At 67.4% G+C, this 23,597-nt stretch carries 13 protein-coding genes and 3 pseudogenes; 9 read left to right on the forward strand and 7 right to left on the reverse strand.

Going from position 1 to position 23,597, the window contains the following annotated elements; genetic code table 11:
- The first annotated feature begins 222 nt into the window (after positions 1–222).
- The 3 genes from bchI (at position 223) to bchO (ending at position 4,289) form a co-directional block, all read left to right on the forward strand.
- Complete coding sequence (bchI, locus tag THSYN_RS32540; protein WP_100923197.1) at positions 223–1,251, forward strand: magnesium chelatase ATPase subunit I; 1,029 nt, start codon at positions 223–225, stop codon at positions 1,249–1,251.
- 8 nt (positions 1,252–1,259) lie between these two features.
- Positions 1,260–3,155: a magnesium chelatase subunit D gene (locus THSYN_RS32545; protein WP_100923329.1), complete on the forward strand. Its 1,896-nt coding sequence runs from the start codon at positions 1,260–1,262 to the stop codon at positions 3,153–3,155.
- A 240-nt stretch (positions 3,156–3,395) separates the two neighbouring features.
- Positions 3,396–4,289, forward strand: a complete 894-nt coding sequence (bchO, locus tag THSYN_RS32550; RefSeq protein ID WP_100923198.1) for an alpha/beta fold hydrolase BchO — start codon at positions 3,396–3,398, stop codon at positions 4,287–4,289.
- 403 nt (positions 4,290–4,692) lie between these two features.
- Here bchO and THSYN_RS32555 read toward each other — a convergent pair whose 3' ends face one another.
- Both THSYN_RS32555 and THSYN_RS32560 read right to left on the reverse strand, forming a co-directional pair.
- Entirely contained in the window at positions 4,693–6,006 is a 1,314-nt protein-coding gene (locus THSYN_RS32555) for a glycosyltransferase family 4 protein (protein WP_100923199.1), read from the reverse strand.
- A gap of 10 nt (positions 6,007–6,016) precedes the next feature.
- The gene (locus tag THSYN_RS32560) at positions 6,017–6,883 is read right to left on the reverse strand and encodes a hypothetical protein (RefSeq protein WP_100923200.1); all 867 of its coding nucleotides are present in this window, start codon (positions 6,881–6,883) and stop codon (positions 6,017–6,019) included.
- An 823-nt stretch (positions 6,884–7,706) separates the two neighbouring features.
- Between THSYN_RS32560 and THSYN_RS32565 the strand changes: the two are divergent.
- Both THSYN_RS32565 and THSYN_RS32570 read left to right on the forward strand, forming a co-directional pair.
- Positions 7,707–8,734, forward strand: a pseudogene (locus tag THSYN_RS32565) (DEAD/DEAH box helicase family protein); the annotation flags it as partial.
- Positions 8,735–10,039: 1,305 nt separating this feature from the next.
- The gene (locus tag THSYN_RS32570) at positions 10,040–11,326 is read left to right on the forward strand and encodes an ISKra4 family transposase (protein ID WP_100917720.1); all 1,287 of its coding nucleotides are present in this window, start codon (positions 10,040–10,042) and stop codon (positions 11,324–11,326) included.
- Positions 11,327–11,389: 63 nt separating this feature from the next.
- Here the strand turns inward: THSYN_RS32570 and THSYN_RS32575 are convergent, their stop codons facing one another.
- From THSYN_RS32575 to THSYN_RS32590, 4 genes and pseudogenes are all read right to left on the reverse strand, one after another.
- Positions 11,390–12,322: a glycerophosphodiester phosphodiesterase gene (locus THSYN_RS32575; RefSeq protein WP_100923201.1), complete on the reverse strand. Its 933-nt coding sequence runs from the start codon at positions 12,320–12,322 to the stop codon at positions 11,390–11,392.
- A 365-nt stretch (positions 12,323–12,687) separates the two neighbouring features.
- Positions 12,688–13,927, reverse strand: a pseudogene (locus THSYN_RS32580) (NAD-binding protein); the annotation flags it as partial.
- Between the two features lie 889 nt (positions 13,928–14,816).
- Complete coding sequence (locus tag THSYN_RS32585; protein ID WP_100923202.1) at positions 14,817–17,996, reverse strand: multidrug efflux RND transporter permease subunit; 3,180 nt, start codon at positions 17,994–17,996, stop codon at positions 14,817–14,819.
- 3 nt (positions 17,997–17,999) lie between these two features.
- Positions 18,000–19,214, reverse strand: a complete 1,215-nt coding sequence (locus tag THSYN_RS32590; protein ID WP_100923203.1) for an efflux RND transporter periplasmic adaptor subunit — start codon at positions 19,212–19,214, stop codon at positions 18,000–18,002.
- Positions 19,215–20,030: 816 nt separating this feature from the next.
- On the opposite strand from THSYN_RS32590, the gene THSYN_RS32595 reads away from it, so the two are divergent.
- Entirely contained in the window at positions 20,031–20,201 is a 171-nt protein-coding gene (locus THSYN_RS32595) for a UPF0175 family protein (RefSeq protein ID WP_236849069.1), read from the forward strand.
- 514 nt (positions 20,202–20,715) lie between these two features.
- On the opposite strand, the gene pip is transcribed toward THSYN_RS32595, so the two are convergent.
- Complete coding sequence (gene pip / locus THSYN_RS32600; protein WP_100923204.1) at positions 20,716–21,666, reverse strand: prolyl aminopeptidase; 951 nt, start codon at positions 21,664–21,666, stop codon at positions 20,716–20,718.
- A 229-nt stretch (positions 21,667–21,895) separates the two neighbouring features.
- Here pip and THSYN_RS32605 point away from each other — a divergent pair.
- The 3 genes and pseudogenes from THSYN_RS32605 to THSYN_RS32610 form a co-directional block, all read left to right on the forward strand.
- Positions 21,896–22,792, forward strand: a pseudogene (locus THSYN_RS32605) (PQQ-binding-like beta-propeller repeat protein); the annotation flags it as partial.
- Entirely contained in the window at positions 22,792–22,929 is a 138-nt protein-coding gene (locus THSYN_RS34660) for a hypothetical protein (RefSeq protein WP_157818100.1), read from the forward strand. The pseudogene THSYN_RS32605 and the gene THSYN_RS34660, both read left to right, overlap by 1 nt.
- A gap of 37 nt (positions 22,930–22,966) precedes the next feature.
- Complete coding sequence (locus THSYN_RS32610) at positions 22,967–23,404, forward strand: hypothetical protein (RefSeq protein ID WP_100923205.1); 438 nt, start codon at positions 22,967–22,969, stop codon at positions 23,402–23,404.
- The last annotated feature ends 193 nt before the right edge of the window (positions 23,405–23,597 follow it).

Here is a 23,597-nt window from a genome sequence, read left to right on the forward strand (position 1 = left end):
GGCCGTCACGGGCCCTGGACTGGGATTTTTTTGGGGTCACGCGGCGGCGCTCGACGACAGTGCCGCGCCGCTGTCTCGTGAGATTTACAGTATAGTGTGTCACGCCACCTTGACACACCCCCTTTCGACAGGTTTTCGGGTCCCATCGCGACGCGCGTCCGGTTACCATGGACGCCCTTTTCAACCCGCGCACCTGACATCAGAGACTCGAGACCTCAAACTATGCCCGTCCCATTTCCGTTCTCCGCCATCGTCGGCCAGGAAGAGATGAAGCTCGCGCTCCTGATCGGGGCCGTCGACTCCCGCATCGGCGGGGTTCTGGTCTTCGGCGACCGCGGCACCGGCAAATCCACGGCCATCCGCGCCCTGGCCGCCCTCCTGCCGAAGATGAAGGTGGTCGCCGACTGCCGTTACGGCTGCGACCCGGACGCCGCGCCGGACGTGCTGTGTGCCGAGTGCCGCGCGCACCGCGGGGACACCCCGTTCAAGACCAAGCAGGTGCCGGTACCGGTGGTGGACCTGCCGCTGGGTGCCACCGAGGACCGGGTGATCGGCGCCCTGGACCTGGAGATGGCCCTGACCCGGGGCGAGAAGGCCTTCGAGCCCGGGCTGCTCGCCCGCGCCCACCGCGGCTTCCTCTATATCGACGAGGTCAACCTGCTGGAGGACCACCTGGTGGATGCGCTGCTGGACGTCGCCGCCTCCGGTGAGAACCTGGTCGAGCGCGAGGGCCTCTCGGTCCGCCACCCGGCGCGCTTCGTCCTGATCGGCTCCGGCAACCCGGAGGAGGGCGAACTGCGGCCCCAGCTCCTGGACCGCTTCGGCCTCTCGGTCGAGGTCCGCACGCCCCAGGACCTGGCGACCCGGGTCCAGGTGGTGCGGCTGCGCGACGAGTACGAACGCGACCCCAATGCCTTCGCCGAGAAGTGGAAGCGCAAGGACGCCAAGGTCCGCAAACGCATCACCGACGCCCAGGCCCTGCTGCCGGAGATCGAGGTCTCGGAACAGGCCCTGGAACAGGCGGCACGCCTGTGCATGGCGCTCGGCACCGACGGCCTGCGCGGTGAGCTGACCCTGATCCGTGCCGGCCGCGCCCTGGCCGCCCTGGAAGGCGACAAGTCGGTGGAGATTACCCACCTGCGTCGGCTCGCCCCCCCGGCCCTGCGCCACCGGCTGCGGCGCGACCCGTTGGACGAGTCGGGCTCCACCGCCCGGGTCGATCGGGTGGTGCAGGAACTCTTTCCCGCATAATGGCCGGCATGAGCGCACCTCCGGCGAACCCCTTAGCCAAGAGCCCGATGGGCGGCAGTGCGCCACCACCGGCACCACCGCGCTACCACCCCTGGGACGACGCCGCCCTGATCGCCACCCTGTTCGCGGTGGACCCGTCCGGCGTGGGCGGCGTCTGTCTGCGCGCCCTGCCCGGCCCGGTGCGCGACCAGTGGCTCGCCGACACCCGGGAACTGCTCCCGCCCGACATGCACCGGCGCAAGATCCCGCTGCATGTGACCGACGGGCGCCTGCTGGGCGGCCTGGACCTCACGGCGACCCTGCGCGCCGGGCGCCCGGTCGCCGAGCATGGGCTGCTGGCCGAGGCCCACGGCGGCGTGGTGGAACTGGCGATGGCCGAGCGCGTGCGCGGCTCACCGGTCTCCTATCTGTGCGCGGCCCTGGACACCGGTGAGGTCGTGCTGGAGCGCGACGGGATTGCGCTGCGCTCCCCCGCGCGCCTGGGCGTCATCGCGCTCGACGAGGGCAGCAACGAGGACGAACAGGTCGCCGACGCACTGGTCGACCGCCTCGCCTTCCTGGTGGATCTGAGCCCCATCGGCGTGCGCGACATGGGCGATCTGCCCTATGAGGTGGCAGACATCGTCGCCGCCCGCGAACGCCTGCCCCAGGTCACCATCAGCGAGGCGCAGGTCAACGCCATCTGCGAGACCGCGCTCGCGCTCGGCATCCACTCGCTGCGCGCCGCCCTGCACGCGGTACGGGTGGCACGCATCGCCGCCGCCCTGGACGGGGACCCGGAGGTCACCGACGGCCAGGTCAACCTCGCCGCCCGGCTGGTGATGGCCCCGCGGGCGACCCAACTCCCCTCTATGGAGCCCCCGCCGGACCAGGAACCGCCGCCCCCGGAACCGCCCCCGCCCGACCAGGACGGCGAGTCCGACGCCAACCAGGAACAGCGCAACGACCCCCTGGCGGACCAGATCCTGGACGCCACCAAGGCAACCATCCCGCAAGACCTGCTGGAACGGCTGCGGCTCGGGCAGATGCGCCGCGCCAAGGTGCGCAGCACCGGCAAGTCCGGCCAGGTCCAGCAGGCCAACATGCGCGGCCGCCCGGCCGGCGTGCGCCGCGGCGAGCTGCGCCCCGGCGACCGGCTGAACCTGATCGAGACCCTGCGCGCCGCCGCCCCCTGGCAGCGGGTGCGCCGCGCCGAGCGCGAGCGCGGCCTGACCCCCGACCAACGCGCGGCGCCGCTCCCGGCCCCGGCCAAGCGCGGCGGGCGCAAGAAGGCGGCGCCCGTCGTCATGCCCCGGATCGAGGTGCGCAAGGACGACTTCCGGATCCAGAAGTACAAGCACCGCTCCGAGACCACCGCCGTCTTCGTGGTGGATGCCTCCGGCTCCTCCGCCCTGCACCGCCTGGGCGAGGCCAAGGGCGCGGTCGAACTCCTGCTGGCCGACTGCTATGTGCGCCGCGACCGGGTCGCCCTGGTCGCCTTCCGTGGGAAAATGGCCGAGCTGCTACTGCCGCCGACCCGCTCGCTGGTGCGCACCAAGCGCTGCCTGGCGGACCTGCCCGGCGGCGGCGGCACCCCGCTCGCCTCCGGGATCGAGGTGGGGCTCGCGCTCGCCGATGCCGTCAAGCGCCGCGGCGGCACCCCGCTCCTGGTCCTGCTGACCGACGGACGCGCCAACGTCGCCCGCAACGGCGAGGGCGGGCGCCCCAAGGCGACCGAGGAGGCCCTGATCGTCGCCCGCCTGGTGCGCGCCGCCGGCGTGGCCGCCATGGTGGTCGACACCTCCAACCACCCCCACCCCCAGGCCAAGGCCCTCGCCGAGGCCATGGACGCCACCTACATGCCGCTGCCGCACGCCGACGCCGGGCGGCTCAACGCGGCGGTCAAGGCCAAGGCGGGGCTGTAAAGCCCGGGGATTTTTGTCCGCAAATAAACGCAAATGAACGCAAATTAAGGAGTATCCAGGTGCCGCTAGCGGCCGGGGCCGAGGGACTGGCCTCGTAGGGTCCGCTGTGCGGACCATCGGCCGTGCCGTCCGCGAGATCGCCGGAACCGGAACCAAGGCCGACAGAACGCATATTTTTTTCTTCATTTGCGTTCATTTGCGTTCATTTGCGGACAATCCTTCTTAGAGCCTCAAACAGCGATGCACCAAAAACCCGAATGGGACAATGAAGGCCGCGACTGGCCGAACCGCGACGCCAGCCGTTTCATCGCGGTCGGCGACCTGCGCTGGCACGTCCAGCAACTGGGCGCCGGCCCCATCCTGCTGCTGGTCCACGGCACCGGCTCCGCCACCCACTCCTGGCGGGACCTGGCCCCGCTGCTGGCGCAGGACTTCACCGTCATCGCCCCGGACCTGCCCGGCCATGGCTTCACCGCGAGCCCCAAGGGCGACGAGGGGCTGTCGCTCCCCGGCATGGCCGCCAGCCTCTCGGCGCTGTTGAACACCATGGGCGTGACCCCGGACCTGGTGCTCGGCCACTCGGCCGGCGCCGCTATCCTCGCCCGGATGTGCCTGGACCACTGCATCGCCCCGCGCGCCCTGATCAGCGAGAACGGCGCCCTGCTGCCGCTGCGGGGCATCGCCGGTCACTGGTTCGCCCCCGCCGCCCGCTTCTTCGCCACCCATCCACTCATCCCCAAATTCTTCGCCTGGCGCGCCGGGATCGCGGGCGGGGTCCAGGACCTGGTCGACAGCACCGGCTCGCGCCTGGACCAACGCGGGGTCGACCTCTACCGCCGCCTGGTGGTCAGCCCCGGCCATGTCGCCGCCGCCATCGGCATGATGGCCAACTGGGACCTGGACGCCCTAGAGCGCGACCTGCCGCGCCTCACGACCCCGCTCGTCATGCTGGTCGCCGAACGCGACAGCACCGTCAGCCCCGCCGAGGCGCGGCGCGTGCGCGCCGTGCTGCCGTCGGTCGAGGTCGAGACCATCCCCGCGCTCGGGCACCTGGCGCACGAGGAGGAGCCCGCGACCGTCGCGGCACTCATCCGCGGCATCGCCGGACGGTTCGGAGTGCGCGGACCGCAGTGAGTACCCCACTGCAAGCGGCTTCAGCCGCGCTGTGGGAGCGGCTTCAGCCGCGACGAGTCAACGCGATCGGCCAGAGCCCGCGGGCGGGACGGGGCATTCGCCCCGTCCCAAACGTTTATTGCGTCGCCGAATCGGTAGCACGAATCCGCAGCCCGGAGAAAACGTTATGGACGGGGTCAAAGCGCCGTCCCGCCCGGAAAGGCTCGGGCCATTGACCGCACCGCGACCGTAGATACTCTGTTCAAGCGCAAGTCCGATTTGCCTCCGATCCGTAAATTGGCCTCGTCGTTGCGTGAACGAGCCCCCATGTCGGTGATAGCCTGTGTGGGCGGCCGCCGCGGTACCGGTCCAGGTCGGGGGGACCCGGGCTCAGCAAGCGGTCACGGAGAACCTTCGCACCGGTTCAAGGCGCATCGAGCCCGGCGCGATCCACCAGTCCGGGGGTGCGCACGGCGGCGCGGCAATAGGCCTCATAGCGGCGGCGCTGGCTGGTCTCGTCGTAGCGCAGCGCCGCCGCCGCCGTTGCCTTGGCACTGAGCAGCGCATAGGCGGCCGGGTCATCCCAGAGACGGCACACCGCCTCGTACCAAGGCCTCACCTGCATCTCGGTGGGTACCTGCGTGGACTCGGCGGTCAGCCCGTCGGGAACCGGCAGGATGATCCCGCCCGTGCCGACCGTCTCGGGCAGGGCGCCGCGGGTGCTCACCAAGGGCGGGATGCCGTTGATCATGGCCTCGGCCGCCACGCGCCCGAAGGGTTCGTCGAACAAGGACGGTATCAGCAGGATCCGGGTCAGCGCCAGGAACTCGGCGGGGGTGCGCGTCCCGGGAGCACAGAGGATCTGTGGGTAGCGTTCCAAGCCCAGACCCGCAAACTGCCCCAGCGCCACCGCCGAGGCCGCCGATTGCACCACCAGCAGCGGGATGTCCGGGCGGGTGCGTCCGAGCATCTGCGCGAGTCTGGCGAACAGCAGGAGTCCCTTGCGCGGTGACGGATTCACCAGGGTGACGCAGGCGCGGGTCTCGGTTGGGGCCAGCACTTCTTGCCAGTGGATGGGTGAGGCGATACCGGTGCCGGCCAAGCCGATTTTTTCCCGATACTGGCGCGCCAGGTAGGGGCTCGTCAGCAGGCAATTGTCGGCGTGACGGAAGTACTCCGGGTGCTCATAGCCGTGGTTGCGTACCGTGAACAGGGTACGTGCCCCATAGGCCTTGGCCCGGCGCATGAACTCCCCGACGATGGGATGGGCACCGACCGAAACCACCAGGTCGGGGCGGAACTCGGCCGCGATCCGGTCGAACGCGAAGACCAGTTGCTCATACTCGATCCGGGACGGCGCGCTCAATTGGTGGTGGCGGGTGACGACCTGGGTGACCGGCAGGCCGTGCACGCGGTAGTGCAGCACGGGGCAGGGCGGCTGGCCGGCATGGGTGCGCGCGAGATGGCGCAACAAGGCCGGTGGGGGGTCGCTGAGCCGCGGGGTCAGACCGAGCGCCTGGAGGTGATCGGCGAGGCGCTCGGGCGGATTGGCGTCGAAGCGAGCGGTGCACAGGACGCGGCACCGGTATCCCGCGTCGGCAAGCCACTCCAACAGGGTGCGCACCGAGCGGGCGGCACCGCTGTTGCTGTCGGTATAGGCGTTATGCGCCGCGAACAGAACGCGCAGACCGGCCGCGCGCACGGGTCGGCGCTGCACTGCCGCCGACCCCTTGTGCATCGGCGCGTGCTCAGGCGCAGTGGCGGCGCCCGCGGCGATGGGTGAGCCCCAGCCCGGCCAGTCCGGCCAGGATCAATGCCAGTGCCCCCGGCGCCGGGATCCCCTGTGCCTCCTGACGGGCGGGACTGTTGGGGGAACCTAAGCCCTGCTGCGGGATCGGTGGGTCGCCGGACACCGGCGGCAGGCTTGCCCAACTGCTCAGATAAGGGGCATTGCCGCTGCTGTAAGCGCTCGTGAAGCCGAATCCGGTCAGCGACCTGTTTTCCCAGATGCCGCCGCTCAGGTCATAGACCTCACAGTCGAGCCCGGTGTTAAGCCTGATTGCCGACTCGGTGGCTTGACACACCGGTGTCAGGTACCAGTGAATGATCCAGGGTGGGGTATCGAACACGCCCGGACTCGGGCCGTAGAGGTCGGGAGTGGTGTTCAGCAATGGGTCATTCGCCGCCTCGTAGTCCCACTGGTAGTGCCCGTAGGGACCCTCAGCATTGTTGTAGGTCAGCGTGGTGTCACCAGGATGGATCAGCTCGTAGGCCCAACCCGCGGGGGCACTCATGCTGCCGGACACGACGTCATTCGCGCTGAACAGCGGCAGTTCCCAGTCGACGATGATGAACTCGCCGCCCGCACCGCTCCCGGAATTAGTGGTGTTGACGACCTTGAACTCATAGGAATACGCGTTGCCCTGCGGGGTGACCGTGGCGTCGACCCGGGAACTATAGTCCGGGCCCTCAGTGGCGGCGCCGGCACTGCCGCTGGAGAGCATGGCCCCGATGGGGACCAGGCTCGCGACCAAGGCGGCAGTCACCGCGTGCCCACGCGCCACGCTCAGCGCCTCTCGGCAGATCGTATCGAAGGTTTGGATAGGGGTTGTCACAATGCTCTTCGCCGTTGAGTTGGTGCTGGGTGCCAATCATAAGCAAACCCCATGCCGATATGACCTATATATATGATTCAATACTTTAGGGGCGAACCCGCAGTCCTTGGGCGGATGACTGTAAAATTTTCTGACAGTCGGCAAGTCGATCGGCACCGCCGTGACCTGTGCTTGCCCCGCCGCCCCCGCTGGGCGGTTTGCTTGCCCAGCCTGTGAGCGGGGTTGCCGGCCGGGCCGCCTGGCCGTTCCGGCCGCGGAGTGCACTCTATCCGCTGCCGGCGCACCGGCTACGTCGGCGAGCGGAGTCCATCCACAATCGCTGTGGCCGGTTCTGTGGATAACCTGTGGGCCGGCGTCGCGCCGCGCTGGTGGCACTGGATTAATAGCCGGCGGTCAGTCCTTGACCAGGGGCGCGCGGAACATTCCACAGTGCCTGTGGTCGCCTCTGTGGATAGCCTGTGTGGGCGGGCTCCAAGGGACTGGCGGGCAGGCCGATTGGGGCCGGCGGTCAAGGATTGACCGGCCGGTGCCCGCCGCGGGGGCGGGAAAGGCCGTGCCACCCATCGTCCGTACATGGTAGATTGCGGATCAGACCCCGGGCCGCCCCCGGCCGTTTGTGCCCACCATCGGAGCCCCAGGATGTCCCTCAACGAAGCCGATACCTGCCGGGTCTATGTCACCCCCAAGCTGCGGGCCGCCGGGTGGGAAGAGCCGCCCCATCTGATCGCGGAGCAGCAGACCTTCACGGACGGGCGCGTGCGTATCGTCGCCGGCCAGGCGGTACGCAGCGAGCGTAAGCGGGTGGACTACTTCCTGCCAGGTCCCGGAGAAGCCGCCGCGCTACTACCAGGAGATTGCCGTCAACCGCACCGTGCAGGCGATCCTCCAGGGCGACCACCGCGTGCTCCTGTGCATGGCCACCGGCACCGGCAAGACCGTGGTCGCCTTCCAGATTTGCTGGAAGCTCTGGAACGCCCGCTGGACCCGCAACGGCGCGTCCCGCAGGCCGCGGATCCTGTTCCTGGCCGACCGCAATATCCTGGTCGATGACCCCAAGGACAAGGCCGGGACTTCGAGCGCGTCATTGCCCTGAAGGCTCGCACCCAGGTCATCGCCAGGCACCTGACCGACTTCATGCGGCGTACCGAGCGCTGGGCCAAGACCATCGTCTTCTGCGTCGATCAAGAGCACGCCGCGGTGATGCGCCAGGCCCTCACCAACTTAAACCAGGACCTGGTCGCCAAGTACCCGCACTATGTGGAGCGCGTCACCCCCGACGAGGGTGAGACGGGGCGGGGCTTCCTGAGCAACTTCCCGGATCCGGAACAGAGCACCCCGGTCATCCTGACCACCTCCCAGATGCTCACCACCGGCGTCGATGTCACCACCTGCAAGAACGTCGTCCTGGTCCGGGTCATCAATGGCCTGACCGAATTCAAGCAGATCATCGGGCACGTCGTCTATGAACTGGACGGCGAGGGCCAACAACTGCGGCTCATCCAGTACACCGACTATACCGCCGCCCAGCTTCGCACCCTGTTCCGCACGGCCGATGCACTGAGCGCCGACTGGGCCGATCCGGTCACGCGCGAGACCCTGCTGGCGCGCCTGGAACTGATCGGCATCCGCTTTGCGGACCTGGCCGAAGCCAACGGGACCCCGGACGCCGACCCCCTGGACCTCCTCTGCCACCTGGCCTTCCAGCGCCTCCTGCGCGCCCGCCGCGAGCGCGCCGCGAGCGCGCCGAGCACCTGCGCCCGCAACCGCACGCACTTCTTTGACCAGTACAGCGCTGCGGCCCGCGGTATCCTCGACACCCTGCTGGAGCAGCCTGGCGCGCTGGGGTTGGCCTTATTGCCCGCCGACCACCGAGCGGGGACGGCAGCTTTGCTGCCGCCTCGCGCGTCATCTCAGTTGGGAGATTTCCAAAGCCATCGTGGAGGAGGTTCATCTGCGGTTCCAGTATCTTGCTTGCGCGCTCGCAGTCGAGCGGGAGCCGCGCGCCGACTGGCAATGGAAGCCGGTGAGTCAGCTCGCCCGCGCAAGCGCCGGAGCGCTGCGCGGCATCTGGCGGTGAGGGGCTGATGAGCGATGGGCACGGTAGGCTACTAAGCGTTCAAATCTCTTGGCGATCGTAATTATTGTGTCTCAGATGCCGTTCTCGCTCTTCTTGGGGCCTCGCTTGTCGCACAATTACTGGATTGGGGCGACCTCGGCGTACCTTGGTATCCCGTCGTGATCGGATTATTTCTAGCTTGTGGTCCCTGGATCGGTGCAGCGCTTAGCTCGGAATTTAATGACCTGAGAGCGGGCGCCGCCGGCAATTCCACTTAGTCCTGTAGGATGGGCAGAGCGGGAACGATGCCCATCGGGCCTTGATCATTATTCCGGCCACCACGAGGGTGACATCCGTCGCGGCCTGGGGGCGGCTCCTACGGCGTAGGAGCGGCCCCCAGGCCGCGACGGGTTGCCGCAAGGGCGTGTGGCCGGAGTTATGACCAAGGCCGCACATCGCATGGACCGCACGGGCCTGATAGGCATCGCTGCGCCGGGCGGGACGGGGCATTCGCCCCGTCCCAGACGTTTATTCCGTTGCCGCTCCGCCGCGAACCCGCACGCCCGAAGAGAACGTTACGGACGGGGCAAATGCCCCGTCCGGCTCGGTTCACCTGGCTCCTACGCTCCAGCGTGGGAGCAAGTCCCGACGCTCCAGCGTCGCGTCTGGCCTCGGGCCGCTGGAGCGGCCGAACGGCATTCCCACGCTGGAGCGTGGGAACGAGAAAAAGAGAGCGGTTCCCACCGGTGGGAGCGGCTTCAGCCGCGACGGGCTAGCTTTGCAAGGGCGGTCCGTATTGCAGTACCCGGTTCCACCTTTTCTTGCGTACCGACCCCAACGGGGTCGCACATACCAGCCCAGGGCAACGCCCTGGGATAGCATTTTTTTATCCGGCCTAGCCCTGAAAGGGCGTGACATAAGGGTGGGCTCCTTATGTCACGCCCTTTCAGGGCTAGGGGGTCTTTATACCTCATACCCAGGGCGTTGCCCTGGGCTGGTATGTCGCGCCCCTTCGGGGCTTGAGCCGGGTGCGGCCTTGACATGATGTGCCTTTGAGGAGTATTTCGTAACCTTCTGTGACTAGACGAGAAGGTGCAGTCGTGGCGAAGGTAGTCAGGATCTCGGGTGACGAGGTGACGGTCGAGGTAACGGTGCGGCTCAGCGGTAGCCTGCTGGACATGGAAGGAGCCATCCAGGAGGCCACCAACGCGGTGGGGCGCTGCGCCACCGAGGAGGCGCTGCAGCGTTTCGACACCGACGGCAGTGCGATCCGTGTCGGCGCGATCAAGCTGACCGCGCGCGGGCGCGATCCGAAGGAGTACCAGACGCCTTACGGGCCGGTCGAGGTCGAGCGTTATGTCTACCAAAGCTCGCGCGGCGGGCGGATCTACTGTCCGCTCGAGCACCAGGCGCGGATCGTGCGCGGGGCGACCCCCCGATTCGCCAGTCAACTCAGCCACAAGTATGCGCAGCTCAACGTGCGCGCGGTGCAGACTGACCTTGAGCAGAACCACGGTCGGACGATCGCTACCTCGTATATTCAAAATGTTGCGGAGTGGGTAGGCACCATCGCCACGGCCAAAGAGGAGGACTGGGAGTACGCGATGCCGGCGCTTGAGACGCCCATCGCGACCGTCGTGGTCAGCCTCGACGGCGCCATGATCCCCATGGCCGACAGTGCGGGCTGGCGCGAAGCCATGGTCGGAACCCTCTCGCTTTACGACGGCGAGGGCGAGCGCCAGCACACCATCTACCTCGCTGCGGCACCCGAGTACGGCAAGCAGGAGTTCCGGCAACGCATGGAGCGCGAGATCCAACGCGTCAAGCGGCACCTCCCCGAGGCACTGTACCTGGGCATCGCCGACGGGGCGGCAAGCAACTGGCGGTTCCTCGAGCAACACACCGACCGCCAGTTGATCGATTTTTTCCATGCAACGGAATACGTGGGCAAAATCGCCCAAGCGACCCATCCGCAGCGCCACGCCGAGGGCCCGCGCGCGCAGTGGCAGAGCGCGCACTGCACGACGCTCAAGCACGACCCCGCCGCCCTTGACCTGCTCATCGGCGAGGCCGCGCGCCTGTCGCAGCGGCACACCCTCTCGCAGACGCTGCGCGACGACGTTCTCAGCGCTTGGACCTACTTCACCAACCATCGCCATCAAATGGACTACCCGGGCTTCGTCGCCGCGGGACTGCCGATCGGATCGGGCGTCACCGAGGCCGCCTGCAAGACCTTGGTCAAGCAACGGCTATGTGCCTCCGGGATGCGCTGGAAGAACAAAGGGGCCAAGATTGTGCTCAGCCTACGCGCACTGACGCAGACCACCGGACGATGGGCACAGTTCTGGCAGAAGATCGACCAGTTTGGGGCTGAGTGCTACGGTTAGGCACATTATTCGGAGGCCGCACCCCTTGAGCCCAACAAGCAGTGCTCGGGTTGCGGAGTCGACTCAAACGGCCAGCACGTCGCGCACGCGATTGGGAAAGTCGGTGATCAGCCCCGTCACGCCGGCCGTGATCAATTGGCACATCTGGTCCACGTCGTTGCAGGTCCAGACGTTGACGCCGCGGCCGGCGGCGCGGACGGCCGCGATGCCGTGGGGGTCCAATTGACCGGTGACCGAGTTGAAGCCGAGCGAATCGTAATCGCCATAGCAGCCGGGATTGTAGGCGTCGGCATCCAGGAGCCGCAGATAGTCCGCCGGCCGGGCGATCCGGTCACTGGTCAGGACGCCGGTGGGGATCACCTGGCTCAACTCACGCACGATGACCAACTGCTCATGGTCGAAGGAGGAGATCAGGACCTGGGTCTCCAGGTCCATGGCCTGCACCAGTTCGACGGCCTCCTTGGCAAGCCCCGGGTACTGCCGCGGCAGGGTCTTGAGCTCGATATTCACCATCATGCCGGCAGCGGCGGCCAGCTCGAGCGTCTCGCGCAGGGTCGGGAGGCGAATCTCGCCGGAGCCGTACTGTTTACGGTCCTCGGCGCTGACGAATTCGGCGATCTCGGCATCGCTCAGGGTTTGCAGGAAGGGCTGCCGCCGCGGCGGGGGCAGCGCGAGTTCCGCGAGGTACCAACTGCCGGCATCCAGGCGGCGCAATTCGTCAAAGGTGAAATCGGAGAGCAGATAGGGCGCGCGCCTGGGGAATTTCGCCTTGACATCGGTGCAGCGTAGCAAGTTGTCGTCGTGATGCACGATCAACTCGCCATCCCAGGACTTATGGACATCCAGCTCGAACATCGGGCAGCCAAAGCCCTGTGCCTTGGCAAAGGCAGCGAGCGTATTCTCCGGGGCAAAGGCGCGGGCGCCGCGATGGGCGATATTATAGACCTGGGTGGACAGGGCGCCCGTGGCGCGCAACGGATTCGATGGGGCAGTCATGGCGGATCTCCGGCAATAACTCGAAAACGATGGGGATTGGTCTCGGGGTCGTTCAGTAACGAGTCAAGAACAAGTCACGCACAAACGCGTTCGTTGTCGTTGTCGTTGTCGTTGTCGTTGTCGTAATCGTATAAGCGATGCCATTTAGAGTGCGAGAGAATCCGAGGCGCTCCGATAATTTCGACATCGACAACGACAACGACAACGACAACGACGCGAAAGGCATTCCCTAATTGACTTGTTTGAGCTATTGGTGAATCGTTCCTCATCGCCCCGGGCTCTGCGGTTCGGGCGGACTTAGCGGGGCGGGGGAGTGCCCCGTCCGGCTGAAGCCTCGACCTCCGGTCTGCTGGGTGCGTACAACGTTAGCAGGAATTCGCGTGAGGACCCCGCCCGAAACGCTCGAACACATAGCGGCTCATGGCCCTGGCCAGTTCCGCCTCACCCAGAAAGACCTTGCCGCCTGCTTCGCGCTCCAGCAGCCCGGCCTCTTCCTCGTTATGGGTCCGCACGACCGTCTCGATCGTGGGATTGAGTTTACGGGCAACCGCAATCATCTGCCGCACGTAGAAGGTATCGGGGGTGGCTACGACCAGCATGCTCGCCCGCGCGCAATGGGCCTGAATCAATACCGCCGGGTCGGCCGCGTTGCCCGCGACGGCAGCGACGCCGCGGGCGCGCAGCCGCTCGACCGTCTCGCGGTTCTGCTCGGCGACGACATAGGGAATATCCTGCGCCTCGAGCGCGGCGCCGATGCGCCGGCCGACGCGCCCATATCCGACCAGGACGACCTGTCCGGAGAGATACCGGTCCTTGGTCGCCGCGGGTAACTGGGCCAGTGGATCGACCGGCCGTTCCAGCCGTCGGGCCAGCGCGGAGCGGCGCCTGACCCAGGCCTGCAGCGGCTCGACCGCGGCAAAGACCAGCGGATTGATGGCCATGGAGATCAATGCGCCGGCCACGATCAGGCTTTGTCCGGCAAGCGGCAGCAGGCCCAGGCTGACCCCGAGTCCGGCCAGGATGAATGAGAACTCACCGATGACTGAACTCCGACTCACGCATGACCATGCCGGCAAAAAAGGCCCCCAGGGCGAAGGACACGCCGAACAGGGTGGCCGCCCCGAAGGCAATACTGACCGCCGCCGCCACGACACACAGGGTAAAGAGTTCACGCGAACCGGTGCGGGCGACATACCACAGTAGCTTCGGGAAGACCCGGCGCCCGACCACCAGCATCAAAACGACGAAGGCCCCGACCTCGGCCAGCGTGATACCGAGGGTCCACCAGAGATTCCCGTGCCCGCCGCCCGGTGCCGTGCCGCCGAGCCACCCGGCCAGCGGCGGCAGCAGGACCAGCACCAGCACCATGGCCAGGTCCTCGACGATCAGCCAGCCCACGGCGATCCGCCCATTCATCGAGTCCAGGACGCCGCGTGCCTCCAGCGCCCGCAGCAGCACCACGGTACTCGCAACCGAGAGCGCCAGACCGAAGACCAGGGCGGCGCCCCAGCCCCAGCCCCAGGCGTAGGCCGCTCCGGCGCCCAGTGCGGTCGCGACGGCGATTTGCAGGAGGGCACCGGGCAGGGCGATCTTGCGCAGCGCGAGCCCAAGGGCCGTGGCAATGGTCGTGACCAGCGGAAGACTATGGGACATGATTGACCTTTAATTGCGGACGCGCGGTGCCCGCACGGCATTCCTACGCTGGCGCATGGAACAAGAAGGAGGGGCCAGCCGCAACCGGCCGGCGGAGTGAACGCGGTACGCATTGTAGGCTGGGCTGAGGAACGAAGCCCAACGGGCAGTCCTCGGGTTGCCGAGTCGACTCAGGCGGCAAGGGCATCGCGCACCCGGTCGGGAAAGGCCCCCTGGTCGCACCCTGACGTCAGGTTATAGCGCCCTGCCGCACAGGGTGCGATCGGCCGGCTGACCCGCCCGGCGCCCGGCCGACGCCTCGCCCGCCGGGCCCATCCGTCGCGCCGGGATGGAACCTGGTTGACAATAATCATTGCGAAGCGGCGCCGCCTTTATACGCACCTAGTACACTGAAAAATAACAAATATACGGGACAATAGTTTACGAATTTCCAGTTGACTTTTATATCGTTATATACTAATAAAGTGATCTATAACCCGCCCCGACCCGCCACGGGCCCCCGGCCAGGTTTACCCCAAGGCCACGTCCGTCGTGGTCCACAAGTCCCCAACCACAGGTCTGCCGTAATGAATTATCTGACCCATCTGAAAGAACTGAGCCTCGGCGAGATGGTGGCCGTCGCCATCGCGTTCACCGCACCGATCATCATTGCCTATAGCATTCTGAGCTGAGGTCCCGCCGCGCCTCTCCTGGGGACCCATGCGATCGACAGGACCGCGTCTTTCTCGCGTCCGCAGGCGCGAGAGTCGGTGGACTGCGCTGCGCCTGTCCACCCTGCGACCTTGTCCACCCTAAGGCCCGAATCCTGATCGAGACCGGCGGCACCGAGTGCCGCCGCGTCCTAGCCGCGTTGGGTTGCGTTGCCTTGCGGACCTTCCTCTGTCTGACCGCAGGCGTCCGCACCCGCCCCTTGCGCCTTGTCCCCCTCCAGCCGGTCCCCGAGCAGGCGCCGCACCACCACATAGAAGACCGGCACGAACAGCACCCCCAGCAGCGTGGCGCCGACCATTCCGCCCATGACCCCGGTGCCGATGGCGTGGCGGCTGTTGGCCCCGGCGCCGCTGGAGATGACGAGCGGCGTGACGCCCAGGATGAAGGCGATGGAGGTCATGACAATGGGGCGCAGGCGCAGCCGGGCGGCCTCCATGACCGACTCATACAGGCCGCGCCCCGACTGGTGCATGGTGTTGGCGAATTCGATGATGAGGATGGCGTTCTTGGCCGAGAGTCCGATGACCGCAATCAGCCCGACCTTGAAATAGACATCGTTCTCCAGGCCGCGCAGCCAGGTGAATGAGAGTGCCCCCAACACGCCCAGCGGGACCACCAGCATGACCGCCGCCGGCACCGACCAGCTCTCATAGAGCGCGGCGAGCGCCAGGAAGACCACGGCCAGCGACAGGGCGAACAGGATGGGCGCCTGCTTGCCGGAGATGATCTCCTGGAGCGAGGCCCCGGACCACTCGAAGCCGATCCCCGGGGGCAGCTCGGTGGCGACGATCTTCTCCATCGCCGCCATGGCCTGGCCGGAGCTGTGACCGGGGCTGGCGCCGCCGTTGATCTGGATCGCCTCGAAGCCGTTGTAGTGATCGATGGCGGGCGGGGCCAGGGTCCAGTCCGCGCTCACCACTGAACTCAAGGGGACCATATCGTCCAGCCCGCCCCCCTGGCTGGGGATGAAATAGCGCGCCAGGTCCTCGGGGCGGCTGCGGAAGGCGGCATCGGCCTGGAGCAAGACCTTGAGCACCCGCCCCTGGTAATTGAAGTCATTGGCATAGACCGGGGCCAGCATGAGCTTGATGGCGCCATAGATGTCGGCGAGGTCGAGCCCCATGGCCTGGGCCTGGAGGCGGTCCACGGTGAAGCGGACCTGGGGTCCGTCCTCCAATTGATTGGGGCGGACCCCGGCCAAATCCGGGGCCTTGGCCGCGGCGCCGAGCAGCGTATTGCGCGCCTGCATCAACTGGGCGTGGCCCAGACCGGCGCGGTCCTGTAGCCGGAAGTCGAAGCCGCCGAAGCGGCCGAGCCCGCGCACCGTCGGCATGTTGACCACGAAGATACGCGCCCCCTTGACCGCCTGCAGGGCGCCGTTGATGGCCGGGATGAAGGCCTTGATCTGCTCCGCGGGCTTGGTGCGGACATCCCAGTCCTTGAGCCGGATAAAGCCCAGGGCCACGTTCTCCCCTTGGCCGACGAAGCTGAACCCGGCCACCAGCATGGCACGGTCGACCGCCGGGTTCTTCCGCAGGATCTGGTCCATCTCCTGCAAGACCGCGGTCGTGCGCTGCATGGTGGCCCCGGGGGGCAATTGCACGATGGCGAAGGCATAGCCCTGGTCCTCCTCCGGCAGAAAGCCAGACGGCAATTGGGTGAAGAGCCAGCCGGCCAGGACCAGCAGCGCGGTAAACGAGACCATCCAGCGCGGCGTGTGGCGGATCGCCTTGGCGACGCGGCGCAGATAGGCCCCGGCAATCGCGTTGTAGCCGCGGTTGAAGCCGCGCAGGAACCAATTGGGCTCATGGGCGGGCTTGAGCAGGGTGGCGCACAGGGCCGGGGTGAAGCTCAGCGCCATGAGGGCGGAGATGCCCATGGAAATCACGATGGTCAGCGAGAATTGGCGGTAGATGACCCCCACGCTGCCGCCCACCAGGGCCATCGGGATGAAGACCGCCGCCAGCACCAGCGTCATGGCGATCACGGCCCCGGTGATCTGGTCCATCCCCTTGCGTGCCGCCTCCTTGGGCGACAGGCCCTCCTCGGTCATCAGCCGTTCCACGTTCTCCACCACCACGATGGCGTCGTCCACCACCAGACCGATGGCCAGCACCAGGGCGAAGAGGCTCAGCACATTGATCGAGAAACCCGCCAGGAACATGCCGGCAAAGGCCCCGGTGAGCGCCACCGGCACCACCAGGGTCGGAATGAGCGTGGCGCGCAGGTTCTGCAGAAACAGCAGAATCACCAGAAAGACCAGGACGACTGCCTCCACCAGGGTCTTGACGACCTCTTGGATAGAGATACGCACGAATTGGGTGCTGTCATAGGGGCTCAGCCACGACACCCCGGCGGGCAGATAGTGAATCAACTCGTCCATCTTGGCCCGCACCGCCGCGGCCACCTCCAGTGCATTGGCCTCCGGGGCGAGTTGGATGGCGAAGCCGGCCACCGCGTCCGCCCCCAGGTGGACGTCGCGCCCGAAGGACTCGGCCCCGAGCGCGATGCGGGCGACGTCTTTCAATTGAACATTACTGCCGTCCGGATTGGCGTGCAGGATGATCTCGCCGAACTCGTCCGTGGTCGTGAAGCGGTTGGCGGCGGTCACCGAGGCGGTGAAGCCCTGGCCGGGCAGGGCCGGCATAGAGCCGATGTTGCCGGCGGCCACCTGGATGTTCTGGCCGACGACCGCCGCCAGGGCCGTCGCGGCGCTGAGCCCGAAACCGCGCAGCTTGTCGGGGTCGAGCCAGATGCGCATGGCGTAGCCGGAGCCGAACTGGGTGGCCCCGCCCACGCCGGGGAGGCGCCGGATGGGGTCCAGGAGCTGGGCCGCGATCAGGTTATCGAGTGCGTTGCTGTCGAGCGCCGGGTCGCTGGAACGCAGCGCCACCACCATCAGGAAGTCGGCGTTGGCCTTGGCGACCACCAGACCGTTTTGCACCACGTCCCGGGGCAGGCGCGGCTCGGCCACACTCAGGCGATTCTGTACCTGGACCTGGGCGATGTCCGGATTGGTGCCGGTCTCGAAGGTCAGGGTGATCTGAGCCTGGCCGACCCCGCGCGAGACGGAGTCGAAATAGAGCAGGTCATCCACCCCGGTGAGCTGCTGCTCGATGACCGAGGTGACGGTCTTCTCCATGACCTCCGCGCTCGCCCCCGGGTAGGAGGCGGTGATGCTGATCTGCGGCGGGGCGATGGGCGGATAGGCCGAGACCGGCAGGTTGAGTGCGGCCACACCGCCGGCCAGGGTGATGAGGATGGCGATGACCCAGGCGAAGATGGGGCGGTCGATGAAAAAACGGGGCATGAGTTATTTCGACCCTTGAGCGGCGGTCGGCGGTGCGTCCGCCTTGGGTTTGTCGGGACCGGGCGCCGGGGCTGCCGCGGCCGACGGCGCGGGCGGCGCGATGCGCACCGCGTCCCCCGGCTTAATCTTTTGCAGCCCGGCGACGATCACCTGGTCACCGTCCTTGAGGTCGCCGGTCACAATCCACTCCTTGCGGGTCATACCGCGGCTCGTGACCCGGCGCTGGGCGACCTTGCCGGCGTCGTCCACCAGCAGCAGAAAGGCCCCCTGGGCATCCCGCGACAGGGCCGGCTGGGGCAGCAGAAAGGCCTGCTCCAAGGCTCCCGCGGTCAGGCGCAGTGTCACGAACATCCCGGGCAACAGGGCCTTATCGGGGTTGGGCAGGGTGGCGCGCAAGGACAGGGCTCCGGTGTTCGGGTCCACTGCCAGGTCGGAAAAGTCCAGGGTCCCCGGATGGGGATAGGGGGTGCCGTCCGGTGACAGCACCTCGACCTGGGTTTCGGCGGCCGACTTGGCCCCGGCCGCCGCGAGCTTGCGCAGGTCGGCAAGCTCGGCCGGCGACTGGCTGAAGTTGACATAGAGCGGATCGATGCGATCCACCGTGGTCAGCAGGGTCGCGTCCCCCTGCCCCACCAGGGTGCCCTCGGTCACCAGGGCGCGGCCGGCGCGCCCGGCGATGGGGGCGGTGACGGTGGCAAAGCCCAGTTCGAGCCGGGCGGCATCGACATTGGCCCGCGCCTGCTTGACCGCCGCCGCGGTCGTCCGCTCGGCCGCCTGGGCGGTATCCAGGTCTTGTTGCGACGAGGTTTTCTTCTCCCGCAACTCCAGAAAGCGCTTGGCGGTCAGGGCGGCGTTGGCGGCATCCGCCTCGGCGCGGACCAGGGCCGCCTCCTGGGCGTTGAGCGCGGCCTGCAGGCGGGCCGGATCGATGCGGAACAGGACCTGACCCGGCTTGACGTCCGTCCCCTCCGTGTAGACCCGCTCCAGCAGGACCCCCGCGACCCGCGCCCGCACCTGGGCCGAGCGGGTCGCCGCCAGGCGCCCCACCAGTTCCCGGGTGTTCGGCACCGCCTGGGCCTGGGCGGTCACTACGGCCACCTCCGGGACGGGCTTGGCCGCCCCCGGACCCGCGGCGGCCGACCCGGCCGGCTTGTCGCATCCGGCCGCCAGGGCCAGGCCGACAGCGAGCGCTATCCCGCGCAACAACTTAGACCTCATGGGGAAACTCCGAACGCGGGGACTGGTGCCCCCGCCTGAATGGGTGGGACTGCGTTAGGCTCTTTGAAGGATCTGACGCGCGGGCGCGGAGATAACGGATGATTCTGTCTTGGGAGCCGACGGGACCGAGGCGCCTATTCTGCCACTACCGAGACTCGCGCGCAGATTCCCGGAGCATCAAGGGGTGCGATCCAGACTGAGGTGGTCGCCCGAACACCCTGGGACGGGCAAAAGCCCGCGCATGACGGTCCGGACCTGTCGTGCCGTCGAGCGGGCGTGCCCATCCAGGCCGCGTCGAAGTCTGTCTCCTGGGCGCCGCGGGCCTCGCTCGTCGTTCTCGCAAAAGAACCCGGAGGGTGCGCCGCGCGCACCCGTGCCACCGCGATACCGCTGCATCCTCGCGCAAGGTTCGCGCGCCGCACCCAACGCCGCTCGCCGATCGCGGCCGGAAGGACGATCAAGGCCGCGCCGAGGATGCCGCGGTGGTGCCGGTGACCTGCGGGTCGAGGTGAAGGACGGCGCCGGGCGCCGCTTCGAGCAGACCTTTGCCATTGCAGTGACGGGGGGCGGCTAGCCGCAGCTTGGATCACCATTGCGGCCGCTATCCTGGAGTCCAAGGCTTCAGCCTTGGACGTCCTCCGGCGTCCCCGATCCTGCGCCGACCCCAGGAATTCGCTATCCTTACCCGCCTGAACACCCAGCGGGCAGCCTTCATCGTTATTCCGGCTATCTCGAGAATGACGCAGATCGTCTTGAATTTTGATCCAGGTGAGTTCTCCGCCCTACGTCTAAGCCCTACAGGCGTTCTCTGAAGAGTTGAAGATCGCAGCAGTAATTCAGTGGTATGCCGGGCAGCGCATTTCTCAGTCCAAGGCCTGCGAAGTATCGGGTATCACGCCGTCACCCTTTCTGGATGAGTTATACCGCCGCAACCTCCCGGCCATACAGGTGACGCTGGCCTTGATCACAAGTCGGACCTTCGCGTGAGCTGCGAGGTCGTCGGTCCGCACAGCGGACCCTACGGGCCGGCTACGGGCCCGTAGGGTCCGCTGTGCGGACCGAGAGACCGCGAGCCGGACCGGTCACCAAGGCTTTCTTGAGTCCTTCGCCTCTCCAATTAAGTAAACTCTCCCCGGGATTTCTCGAATTAAGTCAGCTGTCCCCGGAGTTCCCGCTGCTGGCGGATGGCAATGGAAAGACCGTTTTGCCCCTTTGTTCCTGGAGGAAGTTCATCTTCGTCAATCCAGGCGGCCAAGCCTCTTTGGGCGAATAGTGACTTAATCGTCCGTGCTGTGTGCTTGTCGTTGCTATTGTGACTTAGGAAACAGTCGAACTTGGCGTCATTTAGCGCAGGCCGCGGGCGGCCTGTCCCGGACGATGGGCGGCGCCTTGATGCCCAGCCACGGGCGGGATTCTCTGGTGCTGAGGGTCCCCCGCGGCACTGCGCGACTTTCACGGTAACCTGTATCTACAATCTTGCGCGCAGACTCCGGGAGCGGACTCAGCCGAACACAGACCGCAGCCGATCGGTCTCCCCGACCAGCGCATCGATCATCCCCGACTCCGCGATCAGGTGCCCGGTCTCCTCGACCACCATCAGACGCGAGCCAGGCACCGCCTGGTGCAGGGCCCAGGCGCCCTCCAATGGGCACACCAGGTCGCGGCGGCCGTGCACGATGGTCAAGGGTACCGCCGGGAGCCGCCCGGCGCGCCGCAGGATCTCATTGTCTTCCAGAAAATAGCCGTACCGCGCATAGTGGGTCTCGATACGCACCTTGCTGAGGACCGGTCCGGCCGCGGCCCCGGTCGCGGGCGCCGCCGCGCGCCCCCAGGAACTCACCTGGTCCGCCCACGCCGACCAGGCCGGGGCGGCGGTCGCCGCCGCGTCCGGGTCCCCGCCGTGCACAGCGGCATGATAGCCGGCGATCAGGTCCGCCCGCGCGGCCGGCGGTACGCCCTCCTGAAAGTCACGCCAAGGCCCCGGCAGCAGCCGCGCCACCCCGTCCGGCCCGAAAAACCAGTTCAGATCCCGCGCCCTTGCCAGGAAGGTACCGCGCAGGACCAGGCCCAGGACCGCCGCGGGGTGGGTCTGCGCATAGACCAGGGCCAGGGTCGCCCCCCAGGAGCCGCCGAACAGCAGCCAGCGCTCGATGCCCAAGGCGGCGCGGACCCGTTCCAGGTCCGCCACCAGGTCGCGGGTCGCGTTGTCCGCGGTGCCGCCGGCCGGGGTCGAGCGACCACTGCCGCGCTGATCGACGAGCAGGATGCGGTAATAGCCGGGGTCGAAATAGCGCCGATGCTCCGGCCGACAACCAGACCCCGGCCCGCCGTGCAGAAAGACGACCGGGACCCCGGCGGGCGCGCCGCACTCCTCCACACAAAGGCGCTGCCCGGCGCCGAGGTCCAGGGCGTGGGCCGCGGCGGGTGCGAGCGGCGGATAGAGCGCATTCATGGTCTTGGCCCCTCCCAATCGGTTGCTCGGACGCAGTGTTTCATCAGTGACACAGTCGTGACACGCCGCGCTCCACGGACCAGTGCCCGGCGCAGCCTCGCGGTCGGGCGCGGTACCAGGTCGGACGCGCCGCACCCGGCACCGATCCCACCCCGAGCGGAGGCAATCTCCTGGCATAACATTTGCGTATTGGCAAGGGCGACGTAACCGCTAACCGCACCCCGACGCCAACGTCAAGGATCTCAAGGTCGCCTGGACCTTCTCCACCGGCGTCCTGCGCGGCCATGAGGGCGGCCCCCTGGTGATCGGCGACGTCATGTATGTCCACACCCCCTTCCCCAATAAGGTCTTCGCACTCGATCTGAACAACGAAGGCAAGATCCTCTGGAAATACGAGCCGCGCCAGGATACCAGCGTCATCCCGGTGATGTGCTGCGACACCGTCAACCGCGGTGTCGCCTATGCCGACGGCAAGCTGGTGTGGCGCGGCTACTCCATGGGCCCGGACGCCGACACCCTGATGGACCCGGAAAAGACCACCCATCTGGGCAAACCGGTGGGCAAGGACTCCGGCACCGCCACCTGGGAGGGCGATCAGTGGAAGATCGGCGGCGGCACCACCTGGGGCTGGTACTCCTATGACCCGGCGCTGAATCTGATCTATTACGGCTCCGGCAACCCCAGCACCTGGAACCCCTCCCAGCGCCCGGGCGACAACCGCTGGTCCATGACCATCTGGGCGCGCGATGCGGACACCGGCATGGCGAAATGGGTCTATCAGATGAACCCCCACGACGAGTGGGACTATGACGGCGTCAATGAGATGATCCTGGTCGACAAGGAGATCCAGGGTAAGCCCCGCAAGGCCCTGGTCCACCTCGACCGCAACGGCTTCGGCTATACCCTCGACCGGGTGACCGGCGAACTGCTGGTCGCCGAGAAGTTCGACCCGGCGGTGAACTGGGCCACCGGTATCGACATGAAGACCGGCCGGCCGCAGACGGTGGCGGAATTCTCCACCGGCCGCAACGGCGAGGACGTCAACACCAAGGGCATCTGCCCGGCCGCCCTGGGCACCAAGGACCAGCAGCCGGCCTCCTACTCCCCGCGCACCGGGCTCTTCTATTGAGCGACATCTATGCCTACCTGAGGGCACGCGCGGACAATGCCATCGGCCACGGCCGCCCGGAGAACTTCCCCAAGGTCAAACCGGCCGCGCCGGCCGCCGCGGCACCCGCTCCCGAACCGGCACCGAAGGGCTAGACCCGATGCCGAGGCACCGCCGACCGGGTCACGCCGGATGAGCCACAGCCCCGGGGCCCGGTGCTTGCCCGGCCTGGCACTGCTGGCCGCCCTCGCCGCGAGCCCGGGTTCCCAGGGGGCGACCGACCACGAGGCGCGCGCCGGCCGCTACCTGACGGTCTGCGGTGACCCCAACAATCTCCCCTTCTCCAACGAACAACTCGAGGGCTTCGAGAACAGGATCGCCGTGCTGATCGCGGGCGACCTCAACCGCACCCTGCATTACCGCTGGTGGCCCCAGAGCGTCGGCTTCATCCGCAATACGCTCCAGACCCGGCTGTGCGATGTGATCATGGGGATCAGCGCGGTCAATGACCTGGTGCAGAACACCAACCCCTATTACAGGTCCGTCTACACCCTGATATATCGGGCCGACGCCGGCCGTAACCGTTTAGCCCCCCCTGTTCTTAGCCCCCTCGCGGACGGCGTGACGTAGTTTCGGCCAGCCACGCCCGGTCCGCACAGCGGACCCTACGGGGAGGCTGCGCGCCCGTAGGGTCCGCTGTGCGGACCAGCGACCGCGCGGCCAGCGGGATGGCCGGGAGTCGGATGAATGCCTCGCCGACGATCATAAGCCTACGCGACAAAGCTCGACGGTCCTGGCAAACTATGGCCCAAGCTTCTATACG

Source organism: Candidatus Thiodictyon syntrophicum, assembly GCF_002813775.1.
Classification (GTDB): domain Bacteria; phylum Pseudomonadota; class Gammaproteobacteria; order Chromatiales; family Chromatiaceae; genus Thiodictyon; species Thiodictyon syntrophicum.

What these genes read in the sequence shown, in the direction of transcription:
- bchI (WP_100923197.1), top strand. Translation starts at nt 223, where the DNA reads ATGCCCGTCCCATTTCCGTTCTCCGCCATCGTCGGCCAGGAAGAGATG.
- THSYN_RS32545 (WP_100923329.1), top strand. Translation starts at nt 1,260, where the DNA reads ATGAGCGCACCTCCGGCGAACCCCTTAGCCAAGAGCCCGATGGGCGGC.
- bchO (WP_100923198.1), top strand. Translation starts at nt 3,396, where the DNA reads ATGCACCAAAAACCCGAATGGGACAATGAAGGCCGCGACTGGCCGAAC.
- THSYN_RS32555 (WP_100923199.1), bottom strand. Translation starts at nt 6,006, where the DNA reads ATGCACAAGGGGTCGGCGGCAGTGCAGCGCCGACCCGTGCGCGCGGCC.
- THSYN_RS32575 (WP_100923201.1), bottom strand. Translation starts at nt 12,322, where the DNA reads ATGACTGCCCCATCGAATCCGTTGCGCGCCACGGGCGCCCTGTCCACC.
- THSYN_RS32585 (WP_100923202.1), bottom strand. Translation starts at nt 17,996, where the DNA reads ATGCCCCGTTTTTTCATCGACCGCCCCATCTTCGCCTGGGTCATCGCC.
- THSYN_RS32590 (WP_100923203.1), bottom strand. Translation starts at nt 19,214, where the DNA reads ATGAGGTCTAAGTTGTTGCGCGGGATAGCGCTCGCTGTCGGCCTGGCC.
- pip (WP_100923204.1), bottom strand. Translation starts at nt 21,666, where the DNA reads ATGAATGCGCTCTATCCGCCGCTCGCACCCGCCGCGGCCCACGCCCTG.
- THSYN_RS32610 (WP_100923205.1), top strand. Translation starts at nt 22,967, where the DNA reads ATGAGCCACAGCCCCGGGGCCCGGTGCTTGCCCGGCCTGGCACTGCTG.